Genomic DNA, 390 nt, shown 5'->3' with positions numbered 1-390 from the left:
CCGTCCCTGTCGTCCTGGCGCCGCGCCCGCCAGGAACGCGCCGTCCTGGACGCCGCCCGCTACCGCGTCGCCTGGCACCCGGCGAGCACCGAGGGCGCCCCGGTCCTCGACGGCACCTGGCTCGCCGTCACCACCAAGGCGGCCGAGGACGGTTGTGACGAGGCCACCGACGTCCTCGACGCGCTGCGCGGCCACGGCGCCGTCATCGAACGCCTCGTCCTGGACGCCTCCCACCTCGACCGCGACCACCTCACCGAGACCCTGCGCGCCGCCGTCGAGAGCGCGGCGGCCGACGGCGCCCCGGGCATCAGCGGCGTGCTCTGCCTGCTGCCGCTGGCCGACCCGGCCCACCCCGACGGCCTGCCCACCGGCTTCGCCCTCGGCGTCGTC

At 77.7% G+C, this 390-nt stretch carries 1 protein-coding gene; it reads left to right on the top strand.

Features of this window, described 5'->3' with window-relative positions:
• Window positions 1-390, top strand: a 390-nt coding sequence (locus tag AB8Z36_RS42230; RefSeq protein ID WP_369218588.1) for a hypothetical protein, incomplete at both ends; no start/stop codon positions are given.

This window comes from Streptomyces flavofungini (assembly GCF_041028215.1).
Lineage (GTDB): Bacteria > Actinomycetota > Actinomycetes > Streptomycetales > Streptomycetaceae > Streptomyces > Streptomyces flavofungini_B.
The sequence above is the reverse complement of the archived record's forward strand: the minus strand, read 5'-3'. Positions and strand labels throughout refer to the sequence as shown.